At 66.7% G+C, this 17,732-nt stretch carries 15 protein-coding genes; 5 read left to right on the forward strand and 10 right to left on the reverse strand.

Annotation, left to right across the window (positions count from 1 at the left end; genetic code table 11):
* Positions 1-104 precede the first annotated feature (104 nt).
* Positions 105-2,981, forward strand: a complete 2,877-nt coding sequence (locus tag BACI71_RS10010) for a TonB-dependent receptor (RefSeq protein ID WP_159758231.1) — start codon at positions 105-107, stop codon at positions 2,979-2,981.
* Positions 2,982-3,040: 59 nt separating this feature from the next.
* On the forward strand, positions 3,041-4,132 hold the full coding sequence (locus BACI71_RS10015; protein ID WP_159758233.1) for an arabinan endo-1,5-alpha-L-arabinosidase: 1,092 nt from the start codon (positions 3,041-3,043) through the stop codon (positions 4,130-4,132).
* Positions 4,133-4,187: 55 nt separating this feature from the next.
* Here BACI71_RS10015 and BACI71_RS10020 read toward each other — a convergent pair whose 3' ends face one another.
* The gene (locus BACI71_RS10020) at positions 4,188-4,562 is read right to left on the reverse strand and encodes a hypothetical protein (protein WP_159758235.1); all 375 of its coding nucleotides are present in this window, start codon (positions 4,560-4,562) and stop codon (positions 4,188-4,190) included.
* A 61-nt stretch (positions 4,563-4,623) separates the two neighbouring features.
* On the opposite strand from BACI71_RS10020, the gene BACI71_RS10025 reads away from it, so the two are divergent.
* Positions 4,624-5,367 carry a dienelactone hydrolase family protein gene (locus tag BACI71_RS10025; protein ID WP_159758237.1) on the forward strand — a complete coding sequence of 248 codons (744 nt, stop codon included), beginning with the start codon at positions 4,624-4,626 and terminating at the stop codon, positions 5,365-5,367.
* 120 nt (positions 5,368-5,487) lie between these two features.
* On the opposite strand, the gene kduD is transcribed toward BACI71_RS10025, so the two are convergent.
* From kduD to BACI71_RS10055, 6 genes are all read right to left on the reverse strand, one after another.
* A complete protein-coding gene (gene kduD, locus BACI71_RS10030; RefSeq protein ID WP_159761076.1) occupies positions 5,488-6,243 on the reverse strand; it encodes a 2-dehydro-3-deoxy-D-gluconate 5-dehydrogenase KduD in 756 nt (251 codons plus the stop codon).
* Positions 6,240-7,076 (reverse strand): 5-dehydro-4-deoxy-D-glucuronate isomerase, encoded by an 837-nt coding sequence (gene kduI / locus BACI71_RS10035; RefSeq protein WP_159758239.1) that lies wholly within the window; start codon positions 7,074-7,076, stop codon positions 6,240-6,242. Before kduI ends, kduD begins: the two co-directional genes overlap by 4 nt.
* 14 nt (positions 7,077-7,090) lie before the next feature.
* Positions 7,091-8,203 carry a glycoside hydrolase family 88/105 protein gene (locus BACI71_RS10040; RefSeq protein ID WP_159758241.1) on the reverse strand — a complete coding sequence of 371 codons (1,113 nt, stop codon included), beginning with the start codon at positions 8,201-8,203 and terminating at the stop codon, positions 7,091-7,093.
* Entirely contained in the window at positions 8,200-9,486 is a 1,287-nt protein-coding gene (locus BACI71_RS10045) for an MFS transporter (RefSeq protein WP_159758243.1), read from the reverse strand. The genes BACI71_RS10040 and BACI71_RS10045 overlap by 4 nt, the downstream gene beginning before the upstream one ends.
* Before the next feature lie 62 nt (positions 9,487-9,548).
* Positions 9,549-12,473 carry a TonB-dependent receptor gene (locus BACI71_RS10050; RefSeq protein ID WP_236552933.1) on the reverse strand — a complete coding sequence of 975 codons (2,925 nt, stop codon included), beginning with the start codon at positions 12,471-12,473 and terminating at the stop codon, positions 9,549-9,551.
* A gap of 83 nt (positions 12,474-12,556) precedes the next feature.
* Positions 12,557-13,267, reverse strand: a complete 711-nt coding sequence (locus tag BACI71_RS10055; protein ID WP_236552934.1) for a FadR/GntR family transcriptional regulator — start codon at positions 13,265-13,267, stop codon at positions 12,557-12,559.
* A gap of 122 nt (positions 13,268-13,389) precedes the next feature.
* On the opposite strand from BACI71_RS10055, the gene BACI71_RS10060 reads away from it, so the two are divergent.
* Positions 13,390-14,328: a DUF4861 family protein gene (locus BACI71_RS10060; protein WP_159758247.1), complete on the forward strand. Its 939-nt coding sequence runs from the start codon at positions 13,390-13,392 to the stop codon at positions 14,326-14,328.
* Positions 14,329-14,330: 2 nt separating this feature from the next.
* On the forward strand, positions 14,331-15,602 hold the full coding sequence (locus BACI71_RS10065) for a DUF2264 domain-containing protein (protein ID WP_236552935.1): 1,272 nt from the start codon (positions 14,331-14,333) through the stop codon (positions 15,600-15,602).
* A 182-nt stretch (positions 15,603-15,784) separates the two neighbouring features.
* On the opposite strand, the gene BACI71_RS10070 is transcribed toward BACI71_RS10065, so the two are convergent.
* Genes BACI71_RS10070 through BACI71_RS10080 form a run of 3 tightly spaced genes read right to left on the reverse strand, consistent with a single transcriptional unit; the run spans position 15,785 to position 17,727 of the window.
* Positions 15,785-16,867 carry a glycoside hydrolase family 43 protein gene (locus BACI71_RS10070; RefSeq protein WP_236552936.1) on the reverse strand — a complete coding sequence of 361 codons (1,083 nt, stop codon included), beginning with the start codon at positions 16,865-16,867 and terminating at the stop codon, positions 15,785-15,787.
* Between the two features lie 48 nt (positions 16,868-16,915).
* Positions 16,916-17,491 carry a sugar O-acetyltransferase gene (locus BACI71_RS10075; protein WP_159758249.1) on the reverse strand — a complete coding sequence of 192 codons (576 nt, stop codon included), beginning with the start codon at positions 17,489-17,491 and terminating at the stop codon, positions 16,916-16,918.
* A 5-nt stretch (positions 17,492-17,496) separates the two neighbouring features.
* Positions 17,497-17,727, reverse strand: coding sequence for a hypothetical protein (locus tag BACI71_RS10080; protein ID WP_159758251.1), 231 nt, complete (start codon positions 17,725-17,727; stop codon positions 17,497-17,499).
* Positions 17,728-17,732: the final 5 nt, after the last annotated feature.

Below are 17,732 nucleotides of genomic sequence, written 5' to 3' on the forward strand. Positions count from 1 at the left end.
AGACGCTTGCCAATTCCTGCGCGCCTGCTAGGCGAATGTAGGAGTAATGGCCGACGACAGATCGGCCATCTTGAGACGTCACGACAAAAATGGGGAGGATCACCATGGCACCCAAGCTGCTTTTCCTGGCATCGGTCTCGGCCGCATCGCTGCTCGCCGCTTCGCCGGCGGTCGCACAAAGCGAGGCGGGTGCCGCCGTCGCCTCACCCGGCACCGCGCAGGCGATCGACGGCAGCCAGCCGCCCGCCGCGCAGGAGCAATCGCCCGATGACATCGTCGTCACCGGCGTCCGCGCCTCGATCGTCGGCGCGATCAACCGCCGTCGCGAATCGACGCAGATCGTCGACTCGGTCGTTGCCGAGGATGTCGGCAAGCTGCCCGACAACAACGTCGTCGAGGCGCTGCAGCGCGTCACCGGCGTGCAGGTCACCGATCGCGGTCAGGGCGAAGCCGCCGGCATCCAGATCCGCGGCCTCCCCGACGCCCTGACCACACTCAACGGCCGCAACATCTTCACCGCAGCCGGTCAGTCCTTCTCGTTGCAGGACATCTCGGCCAACCTCATCAAGCGCGTCGACATCTTCAAGACGCGTGCCGCCGACCAGATCGAGACCGGCCTGGCCGGGCAGGTCGACGTGGTGACGCGCCGCCCGTTCGATTTCGACGGCTTCGCGATCTCGGCGCTGGCGCGCGGGATCTATGATCAGGAAGCCGACAAGTTCAATCCGAACGGTGCCTTGCTCATCAGCGATCGCTGGGAAACCGGGATCGGCGACATCGGCGTGCTGGTCAACGGCAGCTACACGCGCTCGAAGTTCCGCACGATGTCGACCACTGCGGGCGCGTTCGTGCCGTTCGCGACGCTCAATCCGCCGGCGGGCAGCGGGCTGGCCGGCTTCCAGCGGATTTTCCCGGCGGCAACCGACCCGCTCACCGGGCAGTTCATCAACGCGCCTGCGCTCGGCAATTGGCAGGTCGGCACCGAGACGGGCCTCCCGACTGCGCCGGGTTCGACGATCAACGTCAATGGCGTCGATACGCCCTATTACCTGTCGCGTGACGCGGTGTTCAGCTCCGACCTGTACGGCAAGCGCGAGCGTCCGTCGGTCAACGTCGCGCTGCAATGGGCGCCGAACAGCAGCTCGGTGTACACCGCCGAGGCCTATTACGCCGGCTTCCGCAACGAGACGTTCAACAGCCTCCAGTTCAGCTTCGTCGACTTCTGGGCGAACCCGGTCGCGCCGGAAGTGTACGACGGCACCAATATCGTGAAGTCGCGCGTCGCCAACAGCGTCTACGGCTTCAACAGCGCCGATTATTCGCGCAGCCAGACCGACAGCTTCGTCTATGCGCTGAACGGCAAGTGGGACGTCGGCGAGCATGGCGGGATCGTCGCCGACGTCGCCTATCAGACCAGCACCAACAAGACCGCGTTCTTCGCGATGCGGACCGATCGGGTCGCGAACCAGATCACCACCGACTTCAATGCCGGTGGCGGCATCCCGTCCTACCATTTCGACAATGACGCGCTGCTCGCCGATCCGAGCGTGTGGAACGTCGCGCAATTGTATGACAATTCCGGCCGTGACAAGGGCAGCGCGATTACCGGGACGCTTGATGGCTTCTACCGTTGGGACACCGGCTTCCTGCGCCAGATCAAGGCCGGCTTCCGCTTCGACAATCGGCGTGCGTCGAGCGAGATCCGCACCGCCGATGCCGCCGCGCTCAACCGCCCGCTCTCCAGCCTGCCGGCGGGTGCGACGTTCACCAATTCGGACTTCTTCGAAGGTCGCGGCGACGTCCCGACCAGCTGGGTCTCGGCGAACGGCTATTACAATTACGCCAATGCCGATCAGATCCGCGGGCTGTACGGGCTGAAGACGTCGGATCAGCTGACGCTGACCAAGGTGTTCGACGTCGATGAGACGACGCTCGCCGCCTATATGCAGGCTGACGCGCAGGTCACGATCTTCGGGCGTCCGCTGAACCTGCAGGGTGGCTTCCGCTACGTCACCGTCGATACCGACGCGACGTTCCGCGATCGCTTCAACAACGGCGCGATCTCACGCGCCTCGCCGGGATCGGCGCGCTTCCTGCCGAGCTTCACCGCGCGCTACGACATTACGTCGGCGATCCGCGCGCGCTTCAACTATGGCGAGACATTGCGTCGTCCGAACTTTGGCGACATCAATCCGAACTTCAATCTCGTCGGCGATCTGACCAACGTCGGGTACGGCAGCGGGTCGGCGGGCACCGCCGGGCTGAAGCCGACCACGTCGAAGAATTATGACGTGGCACTGGAATGGTATTTCGATCGCAGCAGCGCGATCACCGTCACCGGCTTCCGCCGCGAGATCGACGGACTGGTCGTTCCGGTCAGCCAGCTCGAATCTATCCCCAACAACGGCATCGTCGCCGGCGCGACGAACAATTTCGTCATCAGCCGTCCGGCGAATGCCTCGAACGGCGTGCTCAAGGGCGTCGAGGTCGGGCTCACCTATTTCCCGACCTACCTGCCATCCGTGCTGAACGGGCTTGGCTTCCAGGGCAGCCTGACATTGCTCGACTCAGACCAGAACGTGCCGATCTACAACAATTCGGGGCAGCAGGTCGGCGAGCAGCGTTCGGGCTTCTTCGGCGTGTCGGACCTCTCGTACAACGCCACTTTGGCCTATGATAATGGCCCGGTCGGCGCGCGGCTGTCCTATGTCTACCGCAACGCGTGGCAGGCCCGCTACGAGGCACGGCTGTTCGCCAATCCGCTCGGCGTGTGGCGTCGCGCGGAGGCGAGCCTCGATCTTCAGCTGACCGCGCGGCTGACCGACCGGCTTGGCCTCACCTTCGACGCGGTCAACCTGACACGCACGAAGCAGCAGGAATATTACCGCTTCGACAATGTCGGCGACAAGGATCGCTACAACCTCGGCACGGTGCTGATCCCGCGCACCTTCGCGGTCGGCGTCCGCTACAGCTTCAACTGACCTCATCAAGGGGCGGACCAGCCGGTCCGCCCCTTTCTTCTGTCGCAAAGGAATTTGCCGTGAAGCGCTTCCCCACGCTCGCGTTGCTCCTGCTCGCCTCCGGTTGCGGCGGCAGCGACGGCGCGCCGTCCGCCAGCACCGCCCCGTCCGCCACGCCGACCCCGGTGCCGTCACCGACGCCCTCGCCCAGCCCTGCACCCACGCCCACGCCAACCGCCAGCGCCACGCTCGCGCTCACCGGCAATTTCGCGCCCGCGCACGATCCGGCGATCCTGAAGGACGGCAACACCTATTACCTGTTTACCACCGGCAATGCCGGCGATGCCGAGGGGCTGCTCGCGCTGCGCACCTCCACCGACCTGCGTGACTGGACGCTGCGCGGCGGCAGCTACACCGCGCTGCCGGCGTGGACCGCCACCGCGGTGCCGGGCGCGACCGGCATGTGGGCGCCCGACATTTCGAAGGTCGGTAACGAGTACCGGCTCTATTATTCGATCTCGACCTTCGGGAAGAACCAGTCGGCGATCGGTCTCGCCACCGCGACGGTCATCGACCCTGCCAGGCCGGCCGCCAACTGGGTCGACCGCGGCCCGGTGGTGCAGTCGCAGACCAGCGACGATTACAATGCGATCGACCCGATGGCGTTCACCGACACCGACGGCCGCGCATGGCTGGCGTTCGGCAGTTTCTGGACCGGGATAAAGCTGATCCGGCTCGATCCGGCGACGGGCTTGCGGCTGTCCGGCGATTCCGCGCCGCGCGCGCTGGCGCAGCGCCCCTTCCCCGGCGCGATCGAGGCACCGTACATCATCCGCCACGGTAATTTCTATTATCTGTTCGTGTCGTTCGACACCTGCTGCGCGGGTGCGAACAGCACCTACAACACCGTCGTCGGCCGCGCATCGGCACCCGATGGCCCGTATGTCGATCGTGACGGCACGCCGATGCTACAGGGCGGAGGCACGCCGGTGCTCGGCAACGGGCAAAGCGACGGCAGCCGCTTTGTCGGGCGCGGGCACGTCGCGGTGCTGCAACAGGCGGACGGCGACTATATCGTCTACCACGCCTATGACCGGCAGAAGAACGGCTTTCCGACACTCCAGATCCAGCCGCTGACGTGGAGCGCGGACGGCTGGCCGGGCGTGCAATAGCCAGTCGTTGACCGTGTCGCCCCGGACAGTGACCGGGGTGACGGACGCTGCGACGTCAGCCGGCGTACAACCAGGCGCGCGCGTCCTCGACGTTGTCGAACAAGGCGCAGCGCTCGTCCGCGATGCGCTTCACCTGCATCCGGTGCAGCGGGCCCGAGAACACCAGCGCGATCCGCTTCGAGGGCGAATCGGGCCGCACCATCTTCGCAAAATCGGCGACGACGGTTTGCGGCAGCACGTTCTTGCGCTTCATATCGATCAGCGTCCGCAGATAGCCATGCCGGGTGCCAGCCGCCAGCATCTGCCGCAACGTCACTGCGACCTCCGCACCGAAGCGCGCCGACACGGCCGAATCCCAGTCGCCCGCCAGCGTCAGTTTCAGGAATTCTCCCGGCGCGTCGGCTTCGATATGGAAGGTGGGCGGTGTCATCCCCTTTGATCGCACACCAATGCTTGCATAATCGTTTCCCCGACACGTCAGAAAGGCCGCCATGATCCTGCGCAGCGATGAAATGCTCACCGTCGAGGTGCCGGGCAGCGGTGCGATGCAGATGCACCTGTTCCGTCCGGTCGCGGAGGGACGTTATCCGGGCGTGCTGCTCTATTCGGAAATCTATCAGGTCACCCCGCCGATCCGGCGGCTGGCGGCGATGCTGGCGGGCAACGGCTATGCCGTCGCGGTCCCCGAGGTCTATCACGAGTATGAACCCGCCGGAACCGTGCTCGCCTATGACGCGGCCGGGACCGAGCGCGGCAACGCGCTGAAGTTCACCAAGCCGGTCGCGTCCTTCGATGCCGACGCCACCGCCGCGATCGGCGCGCTGGCGGCGCATCCCGCCTGCACGGGGAAGCTGGCGACGTTCGGCGTCTGCCTCGGCGGGCATCTCGCGTGCCGCGCCGCGCTCGACCCGCGCGTGGCGGCGGCGGCGTGCTTCTATCCGACCGACATCCACTCGGGCGCGCTCGGAGAAGGGCGGAGCGACGACACGCTGGCGCGGCTGGCGGAGCTGGAGGCCGAACTGATGCTGGTGTGGGGACGGCAGGACCCGCACGTCCCGCTCGACGGCCGCGCCGCGATCCGCGCCCGGCTGGAGGCGGTCGGCGCCAGCTACGAATGGCACGAATGGAACGCGCAGCACGCCTTCCTGCGGGACGAAGGCCCCCGCTACGACCCCGCGCTGTTCCTGCAGGCGATGATGCAGACACTCGCCTTCTTCCGCCGCACGATCGGGTGATCACCTCGTCATTGCGAGCGTAGCGAAGCAATCCAGGGCCGGATCAGGACGCCCTGGATTGCTTCGCTACGCTCGCAATGACGAATGAAGGCCGGATCAGCTATCCTCCGCAGCTTACCGCTACCGCGCCAGCCACCCCCCATCGACCGCCAGCACATGCCCTTGCACATAGGCCGCCGCGTCGGAGGCGAGGAACACCGCCGCGCCGCCCAGATCGGTCGGCGCGCCCCAGCGCCCCGCCGGGATACGCTCGACGATCGCACGATTGCGCTCCGGATCGGCCTGCAACGCCGCGGTGTTGCTGGTCGCGATATAGCCCGGCGCGATCGCGTTGACGGTGACGTTATGCTTCGCCCATTCATTGGCGAGCAGCTTGGTCAGCCCGCCAACCCCGCTTTTCGCGGCGGTATAGCTCGGCACGCGAATGCCACCCTGAAAGGTCAGCATCGACGCGATGTTGATGATCCGGCCGCCGCCCGCCGCGATCATGTGTCGCCCGGCGGCCTGCGACAGAAAGAACACCGACTTCAGATTGGTGTCGATCACCGCGTCCCAGTCTTCCTCGCTGAAGTCGACCGCATCCGCGCGTCGGATGATCCCGGCGTTGTTGACGAGGATGTCGACCCGGCCGAACGCCTCCAGCGTCTCCGCAACCACCCGCCTCACCGGCTCGATCGTGGCGAGATCGGCATGGATCACCGCCGCCCGCCGGCCCAGCGCTCGAATCTGCGCCGCGGTCTCTTCCGCCGCGGTACGCCCGACGCAGGCGACGTCAGCCCCCGCCTGCGCCAGCGCAACCCCGATCGCCTGCCCGATCCCGGTGTTCGCCCCGGTGACGATCGCGACCCGGCCGGTCAGGTCGAACGGATGGTTCAGCGCAGCTGGCATATGTCGCACACCTGCATGTCGTTATAATCCTGGTTCTCGCCCGCCATCGCCCAGATAAAGGTATAGTTGCTGGTCCCCGCGCCCATGTGCACCGACCACGGCGGACTGATCACCACCTCCTCGTTGTCGACGACGATATTCCGCAGATCGTCGGGGCGCCCCATGTAATGGAAGACGCGATTGTCATCCTCCAGATCGAAATAGAGATAGATTTCGCTGCGCCGCTCATGGACGTGCGGCGGCATCGTGTTCCACACCGATCCCGGCTTGAGCTGCGTCAGCCCGAGGCACAAGGACGCGCTGGCGCACAGATGCGGCAGCACCAATTGATAGATGGTGCGGTCGTTCGACGTCTCCAGACTGCCGCGCTGCATCGGATTGGCATCATCCAGCGTCACCTTGCGCAGCGGGAACGGCGCATGCGCGGGGACGCTGAGCAGATAGAAGCGCGCCCCATCGCCCGCGAACGTCACGTCCGCCGATCCCATCGGCACGTACAGCGCCTCATATCGCGTCAGCTCGAACACCTGCCCGTCGACGGTCACACTGCCGGTACCGCGCCCGATATTGACCACCCCCAGCTCGCGGCGTTCGAGCAAGGGATGCCCCGCCGCGCTCTCCGGCTCGCTGTGCGTCGGCAGCGCCAGCGGCGTCGCGCCCGGCACCGCGCCGCCGATGATGAAGCGCTCGCCATGCGAATAGGTCAGCACGATCTCGCCGTCACGGAACAGCCCGCCGACCAGATAGCGGTCGCGCAGCGCCTGATTGGAGGCGCCGTCCATCATGTCGGGGTGGGTAGCGTAATAGGTCTTGGCGTACACGTCGGTGCTCCTGTTCAACGGGCGCGGTCGAGCTGCGCGACCTGCGTCGCTGCCAGCAGGAACGCGCCCACGCCGTAATATTGCGTCTCTTGTGCGGCGACCTTGTCGGGCCGGTCGCTGACCTGCTGCACCCAGCCGAGCCGCCCATCGGGCTGGATCGAACGCTCCAGCGCCGCCCAGCCACGCTTCGCGACCGGCGCATAGTCGGCGCGCGGCAGCACCCCGGCATTGACGCCCCACGCCATGCCATAAGTGAAGAAGCCGGTCCCGCTCGACTCCGGCGGCGATTCCTCCGGGGCCAGCAACGACGGCGCCCAATAGCCATCGGGCTTCTGCAACGCCTTCAGCTTCGCCGCCATCTTGCGGAACAGCCCTTCCATCTGCACGCGGTCGGGGCTGTTCTTCGGCAGCAGCGGGATGATCCGCGCCATCCCCGCAAAAACCCAGCCGTTGCCGCGCGCCCAGAATTGCTTGCGGCGTTGCGCGTCGCGGCGCTCGAAGAAGCGGCTGTCACGGTAATAAAGCTGTTCGACGGGATCGAGCAGGAAGTCGGTCGTCGCCCAGAACTCCTTCAGCGCGAAGTCGCGATATTTCGGATCGCGCGTCTGGCGGCTAAGTTCGATCAACGCGGGCGGTGCCATGAACAACGCGTCGCACCAGCACCAGCGCGTCAGGCACTCGGTCGCGCCATAGCCTTCCGGCGGCACCGCAAAGGCGAGCGTCGTCACCGCCGGCTTGTCCACCACCCGGTCGAACGTCGCCTTTGCGCTGGCCAGCGCCTGCGGCGGCCCGCCATGCGCGGCCGCCCACAGATAGCTCTGCACGATCGTATGATCGTCCGCGAAATAGGGCTTCTCGCCCGCGCGCCAGCCGTTCGCGCGCCCCATCGCCATGATCGCATCCTTGATGCGCGGCGGTGCGCCGGCATCGGCGAGCGCGGTCATCCCGACCCAGAACACCGCCGGCTCCCACGCGCGCATGTCGCCGCTGCGCGGGTTCACGTCCATATGCGCAAGCTGCCAGTCAGCCAGCTTCACCGCCTGCGCAATCGGCCCCTGTTGCTGCGCCGCCGCCGACGCAGCGACCGCCACCAGGCTGGTGGCGAGGGCAAGGTGTCGAAGGATCATGCGGCGCTCTCCATGGACGCGAAACGGGCCGGTGTCAGCTGGGGGCTGATGACGTGCAGCGACAGCAATGCCAGCAGATAGGCACCCCCCGCCACCGCGAAGATCGGCGCATAGCTGCCCGATATACCAAGGACGTGCCCGACGAACTTGGCGATCAGCATCCCGCCGATCGCCCCCGCGGTCCCGCCGATTCCCACCACCGAGCCGACCGCGGCGCGCGGGAACAGGTCGGACGGCAGGGTCAGCAGATTGGCGGAAAACGCCTGATGCGCCGCGGTCGCCAGCCCGATCAGCGCGACCGCGATCCACAGGTGGTCGACATACTGGACGGTGACGATCGGCAGCACCGCGATCGCGCAGCCCAGCATCGTCGCCTTGCGCGCGGCGTTCGCGGACCAGCCGCGCCGCAGCAGCCGCGACGAGGTCCAGCCGCCCAGCACGCTTCCCGCGTCCGACAGCAGATAGATGACGACCAGTGGCGGCCCGAACGACTTGAGATCCAGTCCGTACCGCTTGCCGAGAAAATCGGGCAGCCAGAACAGGAACATCCACCAGATCGGATCGGTCAGGAACTTCGGCACCGCATAGGCCCAGGTCTCGCGATACGCGAACAGCCGCAGCCACGGCACGCGCTGCACCGCCGGCGCGGGATCGCTGCGGATCAGCGCCAGCTCGCCCGGCGTGACGCGCGGATGCTCCTCGGGGCGGCGATAGATCGCGACCCATGCGATCAACCACAGCACGCTGAACGCGCCGGTCGCGATGAACGCCATCCGCCAGCCGTAGGCGAGCGTGATCGCAGGGACGAGCAGCGGCGTCGCGATCGCCCCGACATTGGCCCCGGCGTTGAACAGCCCGACCGCGAACGCACGCTCGCGCTGCGGAAACCATTCCGTCACCGCCTTCAAGCCGGAAGGGAAATTGCCGGCCTCGCCCAATCCCAGCGCGAACCGCGCCGCGCCGAATTGCGCGACGCTGCTCACCAGCCCGTGCGCGACATGCGCCAGCGTCCAGAACGAGAAAGCCAGCGCATAGCCGAGCCGCGCGCCGAACCGGTCGATCAACCGACCCATCATCAGGAACCCGGCGGCATAGGCGGCCTGAAACCAGAAGACGATGTCGGCATATTGCGCCTCGCTCCACCCCAGATCCTTCTGGAGCACCGGCTTGAGCACGCCGATCATCTGCCGGTCGATGTAATTGATCGCCGTCGCCGCGAACAGCAACGCGCAGATCGTCCAGCGATAGCGCCCGGTCGGCGGCGCGGCGGCGATGTCCGGCATGGCGGTGGCGCTCCGGGAAGAAAGGACGCGCGACACCGCCGCGCGCCCAGGTGGGGGACGGGTCAGAACTTGCCGCGGATGCCGAAGGCGATCGTCGTGCCATTGAAGAAGGAATTGTCACGGCGCGACGACCCGTTGCCCTTCGCCTGATCCGGGTTCTCGTAATAGGTGTAGAGGTTGGTGTTGGTGATGTTCAGCGCATCGACGCGCAGCTCGAAATTGTCGTTCAGGCGATAGCTGACGGTGGCGTCGAGGAAACCTTGCGGCGCGGTATAGGCGATCTGGTCGTTGCCGCTATTGACCGAGCTGCCACCGGCACGCGCACGATAATTCCATGATCCGCGCAGCGCAAACGGACCCTTCTCGTAGAAAGCCGTCGCGCTGTACGAATAGTCGGGTACCCCGGCCATGCTGACGCGCGTCCCCTTGCTGGTGACGAAGTCGTTGCCGTCGCGCCAGACCTTGGTGAAGCTGCCCAGCACGCCCAGCCCGTCGAACGGCGCGGGCAGGAAGGTCAGGTTCTGCTGGTAGGCGATCTCCAGCCCCTTCAGCCCCAACGTGCCGAGGTTCTGCACCGTGGTGACGGTGAATGGCTGATCGGGCGCAATCGTGCCGGTGTCGCTGCCCGTGATCGAACGCCGGTCGAACAGATCCTGCGATAACTGGAGCGTGCTGAACGGCACGCCATAGATGGTGACCGACGAGGGCGTATCGCGCAGCGACTTCTTGAACACCCCGATGCTCAGCACCGACGCCGGCTGGAAATACCATTCCGCGCTGAAGTCATACTGCGTCGCGACCTGCGGGCGCAGGTTCGGGTTGCCGACCGTCACGTCGGGGTTGAAGCGATTGGGGATCGCGATCCCGCTCGCGATATCGACCAGCGCCGAGCGGGTGATCGTCTTGCCCGCCGAGCCGCGCACCAGCACCTTGGGCGTGATGTCCCATGCCAGGCTGAGCGACGGCAGCCAGTTGTCATACCCGCCCCGGCGCTGACGCGGCCCGAACGCGCCGCCGCCAGTCGGCGCGTAATTGTCGATGATCGTCTCCGTCTTGGCGTAGCGCATCCCGAAATTGCCACGCAGACTGCCCTGCCCCAGCGGCAGCTTCATGTTCGTCTCGACGAAGGCTGCCTTCACCTGCTCTTCGGCGCGGAATTTGGAATTGAGCTGTACCGGTGCCGCAGCATTGGCGCCATTGGCGTCCAGGTAATCCATCACGAAAGCGCGGGGGAAGGTCGCGAATTGCGACGGAAAGCCCGCGTTGCCGCCGTCGCGCGTCGCGCCATAGGGCAGGAACGGCACCATGTGCGAGAAGACGTCGATCGTCGCGAACGTGCCGCCGCCCGGCAGCGTCCGGGTACGCCCAATCGCCGTACCATCCCGCCGCTCGATCTCCTTGATGCTGGAAATGTAACTCGCGCCGACCAACGCTGACCATTCCGCGCCCGCGAACTCGCCCGCCTCCCAGGTCGCGACCAGCCGGCCGCTCTTCTGCTCGTCCAGCTCCCGCGCCGAACCGAAGCCGAGGCTGGGATCGGTGAAATTGCGCGGGTCGGTGAAGGACACCGGCGAGCTGATCGTCGGATAGCTGACGTTGACGGTCGGGTCGAAGGTGGTGCGGATCGAATAGATGTTCGACACGATCCGGTTGCCCGACGAAAAGGCTTCGCTCTTGTTGATATTGCCCTGCGCCGAGAGTTTCAGCGTGTCGGTCGGGCTCCAGACCGCGCGCACGATCCCGTAGCGGAATTGCGTCTCGGCGTTGCGATAGAAGCTCTCGGTCAGCAGCGAGCTGTTGTCGAAGGTGCCGTACAGATTATTGTACTGGTCGATCTTCACGTCGACGGGGATCAGGCCCGAATTGGTACCACGTCCTGGCAGGCTGGTCGTCCCCTGCACCGTGCGGGTGTTGCGCACCGGCACGCCGAACGTGAATTCGTCGTTCACGTCGGTGACCCGCGAGTAGATGCCATCGACGCTCGCCTCGAACCGGTCGCTCTTATATTGCAGCGAGCCGACGAACCCGAGCCGCTCGCGCTGGTTGCTGGAAGTGAACACGCGGTAGAAGCGCGGCAGATACGCGCCCGCCACCTGCTCGCGGGTCAGATTGCCGAGATTGGCGGCCGGATTGTCGAGGTCGAGCGCGAACGGCGTGAAGGGCCCGCGGTTATCCGGCTGCCCGGCCGTGGGTGCCGGTCGATTGGCGAGCGTCGTCGAATTGTACCCGCCAGTCGATTGAAAGCCGGACCGCTCGTTGACGTTCTGCGCGTAAGCGACGCCGAACAGCGCGCCGAAATTGCCGACCGTATCGCTGACCAGCAGCGAGGCGCGCGGGCGGATCTGCCCGGAGCCTGTGTTGTAGTTCTGCGCGAGATTGTAGCGGACTACCCGCCCCTTGCTGTCGAACGGCCGCGGGGTCTGAAGATCGACGTTGCCCGAGATCCCGCCCTCCTCGAGGTTGGCGAGCGGGCTCTTGTAGATGTCGACGCGCCCGAACAACTCCGACGGGAAAACGTCGAAGTTGAACGTCCGCGACGAATTGCCGACCCCACCGGTCGAGGTGGTGCGCACCGGGGCGCCGTTGATCGTCGTCACCGAAAAAGACGGACCAAGTCCGCGGATACTGATCTGCTGCCCCTCGTTCGATGCACCGTCGCGCGACAGGAAGATGCCCGGGATGCGCTGCATCGAATCGGCGACGTTCGCCTCGGGAAACTTGCCGATGTCCTCCGCGACGATCGAATCGCGAATGCCGACCGCCTCGCGCTTCAGCTCCAGCCCTTCGGCAAGGCTGCGGCGGAAACCGGTGACGACGATATCCTCGCTCGCCGCCTCGGCGGGTGCCTGATCGGCGGGTGTCTGGGGGTCGCTGGCCGGCGCCGTGGCAGGCGCCGCCGCTTCGGTCTGCGCTGCGGCGGGAATCGCCACCAGCGCCAATGCGATGGCATGCGCCGAAGCCATGCCGATGAACAACGACCTGCCCACGATAACCCCTCCTGCTACGCCGCTGATCGCGGCTTATGGATCGGGTTATCATACAACTTTCGGATCGCGTCAATCCGCTTGAATCATCCGTCGCGAGACAACCCCGCCGCCTCGCTCAGCTCGGTATGGCGACTGAGGCTTTCCTGCATGTGGTGCCGCGCGGCATCGCGCGCGCCGGCGGGGTTCATGCGCACGATCGCGTCGACGATCGCCTCATGCTCGATACGGACTTTCTCGACATAGGCGCGCTGCGCTTCGGGCGGCTGGTCGCGCAAATACAGGTTGCGCGGCGGCACCAGCCGCACGCCCAGGAAGTCGATCAGCTTGACGAAGGTCTCGTTCTGCGTCGCGCGCGCGATCGCGGTGTGGAAGCGCGTGTCCGCCGCTGCCGAGGCGACCGGATCGTCGGCGACCTCGGCCATGTCGCGCAACGCCGCGCGCATCGCGGAAATGTCGGTCAACGTGCGCCGCGCCGCCGCAAAGGCCGCCATCTCCGACTCGACCGACAGCCGCACCTCGAGCAGCCGGATCACATCGGCCAGCTCGCTCATATCCTGCCGCGTGATCTGGAACGCCTGATACCGCGCGTCGTCGGACACGAACACGCCCGACCCCTGTCGCGCGATCGCGATCCCGTGCGCCTCCAGCCGCGCGACCGCCTCGCGCACGACCGTGCGGCTGACCTTCTCGTCCTCGGCGATTTCCTTCTGCGTCGGCAGCCGCGCGCCCGGCGGCATCTCGCCCGAGCGGATCCGCGCCTCCAGCTTCACGTACAAGGCATCGGCCAACGACATGCTTTTCGTCATTCGCGCTCTATATCAAGGTCGCGCGTCCAGCCCCACAGGCAAAAGCGCCAGCTTGGCAAAATAGATATGATACCCTAGGTTGTCGTACAACATTCAGGGAGTGGCTCGGCATGAGGATCACCGCGCGAATATACGCATCAGCGGCCGTGTCGCTGCTGGCCGGCGCCCCCGCGGTCGCGCAACAAGCGCCGCCGCTGCCGGTCGTGTCACCGCTTCCGCCCCCGCCCGACCGCACGCCGCGCGCCGTCGCGCTGCTCGCCGACTATCGCTACGACGATCTGCTGTGGGAGAATGACCGGACCGCGCACCGCATCTACGGTCACGCGCTGGAGGCGGCAGAACCGCCGTCGGGCTCCGGGATCGACAGCTGGGGCAAGAACGTCCGCTGGCCGTTCGCCGACCGCCAGCTCCGCACCGGCGACCAGCACGCCTATCATGGCGAGGGAATCGACTTCTACAATGTCAGCACCACGCGCGGCGCTGGCGGGCTGGGCATCTGGCACGACAACAAATTGTGGACGTCGCGCAATTTCGTTCGCCACCGCATTCTCGCGAGCGGGGGCGACCGCGCCGACTTCACCGTCGATTACGCACCGTGGCCGGTCGATACGGTGCGCAAGGTGTGGGAGACGCGCCGCTTCACGTTGCCGCTCGGCACGCATTTCACGCGCATGGTGTCGACCCTCAATTCCGACCGTCCCGAGCCGTTGCTGGTCGGCATCGGCATCGGCAAGCGCACCACGGGTCAAGGCGCGGGCGAGCTGACCGTCGACCGCGCGCGCGGACTGCTCTCGTGGTGGGGGCCGGACGATCCCGGCCACGGCCGGATCGCGATCGCGATCCGCGTCGACCCGCGGATGATCGCCGATGTGCGCGCCGATGCCGACAACCAGCTGGTGCTGCTGCGCGTCACGCCGGGTACGCCGTTCGTCTATTATTCGGGCTCGGCATGGAATCATGGCGAAGGCGACTTCCGCACCCGCGCGCAATGGGACGATTATGCCGAACGTGCGGCGCTCGACTTCACGGTACCGAAGGCAGGGCAATAGTGATGCGACTGGATCGACGCGCGGTGCTGGCCGGCGGGCTGACCGCGACCGCTCTTGCGACGACCTCCGCCGATGCGCAGGCACGCCCCGCCGACACGCCGCTCCCCGATGGCGCGACCGACCGCGCCGACGCGCTTGCGCTGCTGCGCCGGATGGCCGAGCCGGTGCTCGGACGCATGGCGCGCGGCCGGCTCCGCGCCGAATGGACACCTGAGCTGAGCCCGACATGGGACGGCCGCAACCCCGGCGTCGCCTATCTCGAGGCGTTCGGGCGGCTGATCGACGGCATCGCGCCGTGGCTCGCGCTCCCCGACGACGCCAGCGCCGAGGGACGGCTCCGCGCGCGGCTGCGCTCTCAGGCGCTGAAGAGTTACACCCATGCGGTCGACCCGAAGAGCCCGGATTATCTCCTGTGGCGCGGCCACGGACAGGCGCTGGTCGATTCTGCTTACTTCACCAGCGCGTTGCTGCGTGCGCCCGATGCCTTGTGGAAGCCACTTGACACGAAGACGAAGGCGCGGATCGTCGAGGAGATCAAGGGCCTGCGCCGCATCTCCCCGCCGTACCAGAACTGGCTGCTGTTCGCGGCGATGAACGAGGCGTTCCTGTTCGCGATCGGCGAGGACTGGGATCCGATGCGCGTCGACCTGACGATCAAGAAAATGCTCGAATGGTATGTCGGCGACGGCTGGTACGGCGACGGCGAGCGCTTCCACTACGACTATTACAACAGCTACGTCATTCACCCGATGCTGGTGCAGATCCTCGCCACGCTCGCGGCGGGCAAGCCCAGCTTCAACAATCTCCGCCCCGCCGAGGAACTGGCACGCGCGGTGAAGCGCGAACAACGCTACGCCGAACATCTCGAACGCATGATCGCGCCCGATGGCAGCTATGCCGCGATCGGCCGCTCGCTCACCTATCGCACCGCCGTGCACCAGCCGCTCGGGCATCTGGCGTGGCGCGGGCAATTGCCCGACACGCTGCCGCCGGGACAAGTGCGCGCCGCAACGATGGCGGCGCAACGGCGCGTGTTCGCCGATCCGGGCAACTTCAACGCCGATGGCTTCCTGACGATCGGCTTCGCGCGCCACCAGCCGACGCTCGGCGATGTCTATTCCAACGCCGGCAGCATGTATATCGCATCGGAAAGCCTGATCGCGCTCGGCCTGCCCGCCTACCACGCGTACTGGACCGCGCCGCCCCAACCATGGACGATGCGCCGCGCCTTCGCCGGGCAGGATTTCCGCAAGGACTACCCGGTCAATTATTGAAAGCCCCGTCGTCCCGGACGGCGTGAAGCAAGGGGTGAGATCGTAAATCAGAGCGGGATCATGCGGGCTGAAATCGTTCACCCGTCATTGCGAGCGTAGCGAAGCAATCCAGAGCCGGATCAGGAAGCCCTGGATTGCCGCGCTACGCTCGCAATGACGGATCAAGTCGTGGTCTACCCACCCTAATCCCCCGCCGCCGTCACCACCGGCTGCGTCTCACCGTCCAGCTCGGTCAGCTCGCGCTCGACCGCGATCGTATCGCCCAGGTCACGCATCGCATACAACTTGCCGCGCGCCTTCTCGAACGGGCGGTGCAGCACCATCGTCAGCTTGCCCGCGAACGTGCGGAACAGCATGCCGTGCCCGCTGTCGCCGCGCACCAGCGGCGGCAATTGCTCCCACGGTCCCCTAACCTCGCCGCTCTTCGACCGTGCGAGCGACTGGACATAACCGCGCCGGTCATAGCTCGACCACAGCATCAGCAACCTGCCGGTACGGGTACGAAACAGCTCCGGCCCGTCGGTGACGTTGCCGCCCTTCACGTCGGCGGGATCGGCCCGCTTCACCCACGGCGCGTCGGAGGCGCGAAACAGCAATTGTGGCGGCCCCGCGGCGGCGAGCGTGGCGTCGAGCGGCACCGCCTCGATCGTCCCGTCGCCGACCTGCACCCATTCGTGCGCATAGACCATCCACGGCTTCCCCGCGCGATCGACGTGCAGCGACCCGTCGAGCGTCATCCGCCCGGCGGCGACGATCGGTGCCCCGCCGCGCTCCAGCCGGTATGGCCCGCCCAGGGTCGCCGACGAGGCGAGCAGGGTCGAGCGCCGCACCGGCTGACGCCCGTTCTCCTCGGGCAGCTTCAGCCCGTCATTGTAGAAGGTCGAGAACAGATACCATCGCCCCTTCCAGCGATGCACCTCCGGCGCCCACGCGCCGTCGTTCGCCCAGCTATCCTCGGGTAACGCGAACACCATCACCGGCCGCTGCCAATGCTTCAGGTCGCGGCTGCGATAGGCCATGATCCCCAGCCGATTGTCGCCGGTCAGCTGCTGCTCGTTGCGGGTGAACAGCCAATAGGTGCGGGTGGCGCGGTCGGCGACGATCCATGGGTCGTGGAGCGGCATGTCGGGCAACAGCAACGGCGCATCCGGCGTGCCCGGGGCGGCAGCGGTCGCCACCGGCAAAGCGACGCAGGCGAGCGCCATCAGGAGAACAGCGCGCAGCGCGGCGGTGGCGCCGGTGCGGCCGGCAGCAAGGATGGTCATCCGTCGTCTCTCCCAATTATGTCGGACATAACCGGGCGCGAGAGCGGGTCAACCCGCCGCCACGACCTCCCCGCTTCGCTCGCGCGCCGGATTGCCCGCGACGGTCGCGCCCGCCCGCACGTCGCGCGTCACGACGCTGCCCGCGCCGATGATCGCATCGTCGCCGATCGTGACGCCGGGCAGGATCAGCGCGCCGCCACCGATCCACACGTTGCGTCCGATCACGATCGGTCGCCCCCATTCCGCGCCGGTCGCGCGCGCCGCCGGGTCGCGCGGATGATCCGCGGTCAAAATTTGCACCGCGGGCCCGATCTGCGTCCCTTTTCCGATCGTGACCGCCACCACATCGAGAATGATGCAGCTATAATTGAGGAACACATCGTCCCCGAGGCGGATATTATAGCCATAGTCGCAATGGAACGGCGGCCGGATCACCGCCCCCTCCCCCACCGCCGCCAGGCGCTCGCGCAGGATCGCGCGCCGCTCCGCCGCCGGCAACGCCGCCGCGGCATTGTAGCGCTCCATCCACGCCAGCGCCGCCTGATGGTCCGCGATTAACTCAGCATCGGCAGCATGATAGGCCTCCCCGGCCAGCATCTTCTGCTTCTCGCTACGCTCTGTCATCGCCCTCAATCCCGCGCCGTCAGCGGCACCGAGGATCGCCCGGCTGCACGCGCGTCTTCTCCCGCCGCCTCCTGCCGCGTCGCGTAAAGATGCCGCAATATCAACGCCAGATCCGCCTCGCTCAGCCCCGACGCCGGGTCGATCACGACCCCGGCCGGCAAGGGTTCGACCCACGCCGCAAGACGGTTGCACGCAGCGCCGAGCGCCGGATCGGTGGAATCATCGAAAGCAGCCATAGACT

Source organism: Sphingomonas sp. 8AM (assembly GCF_902506455.1).
Lineage (GTDB): Bacteria > Pseudomonadota > Alphaproteobacteria > Sphingomonadales > Sphingomonadaceae > Sphingomonas.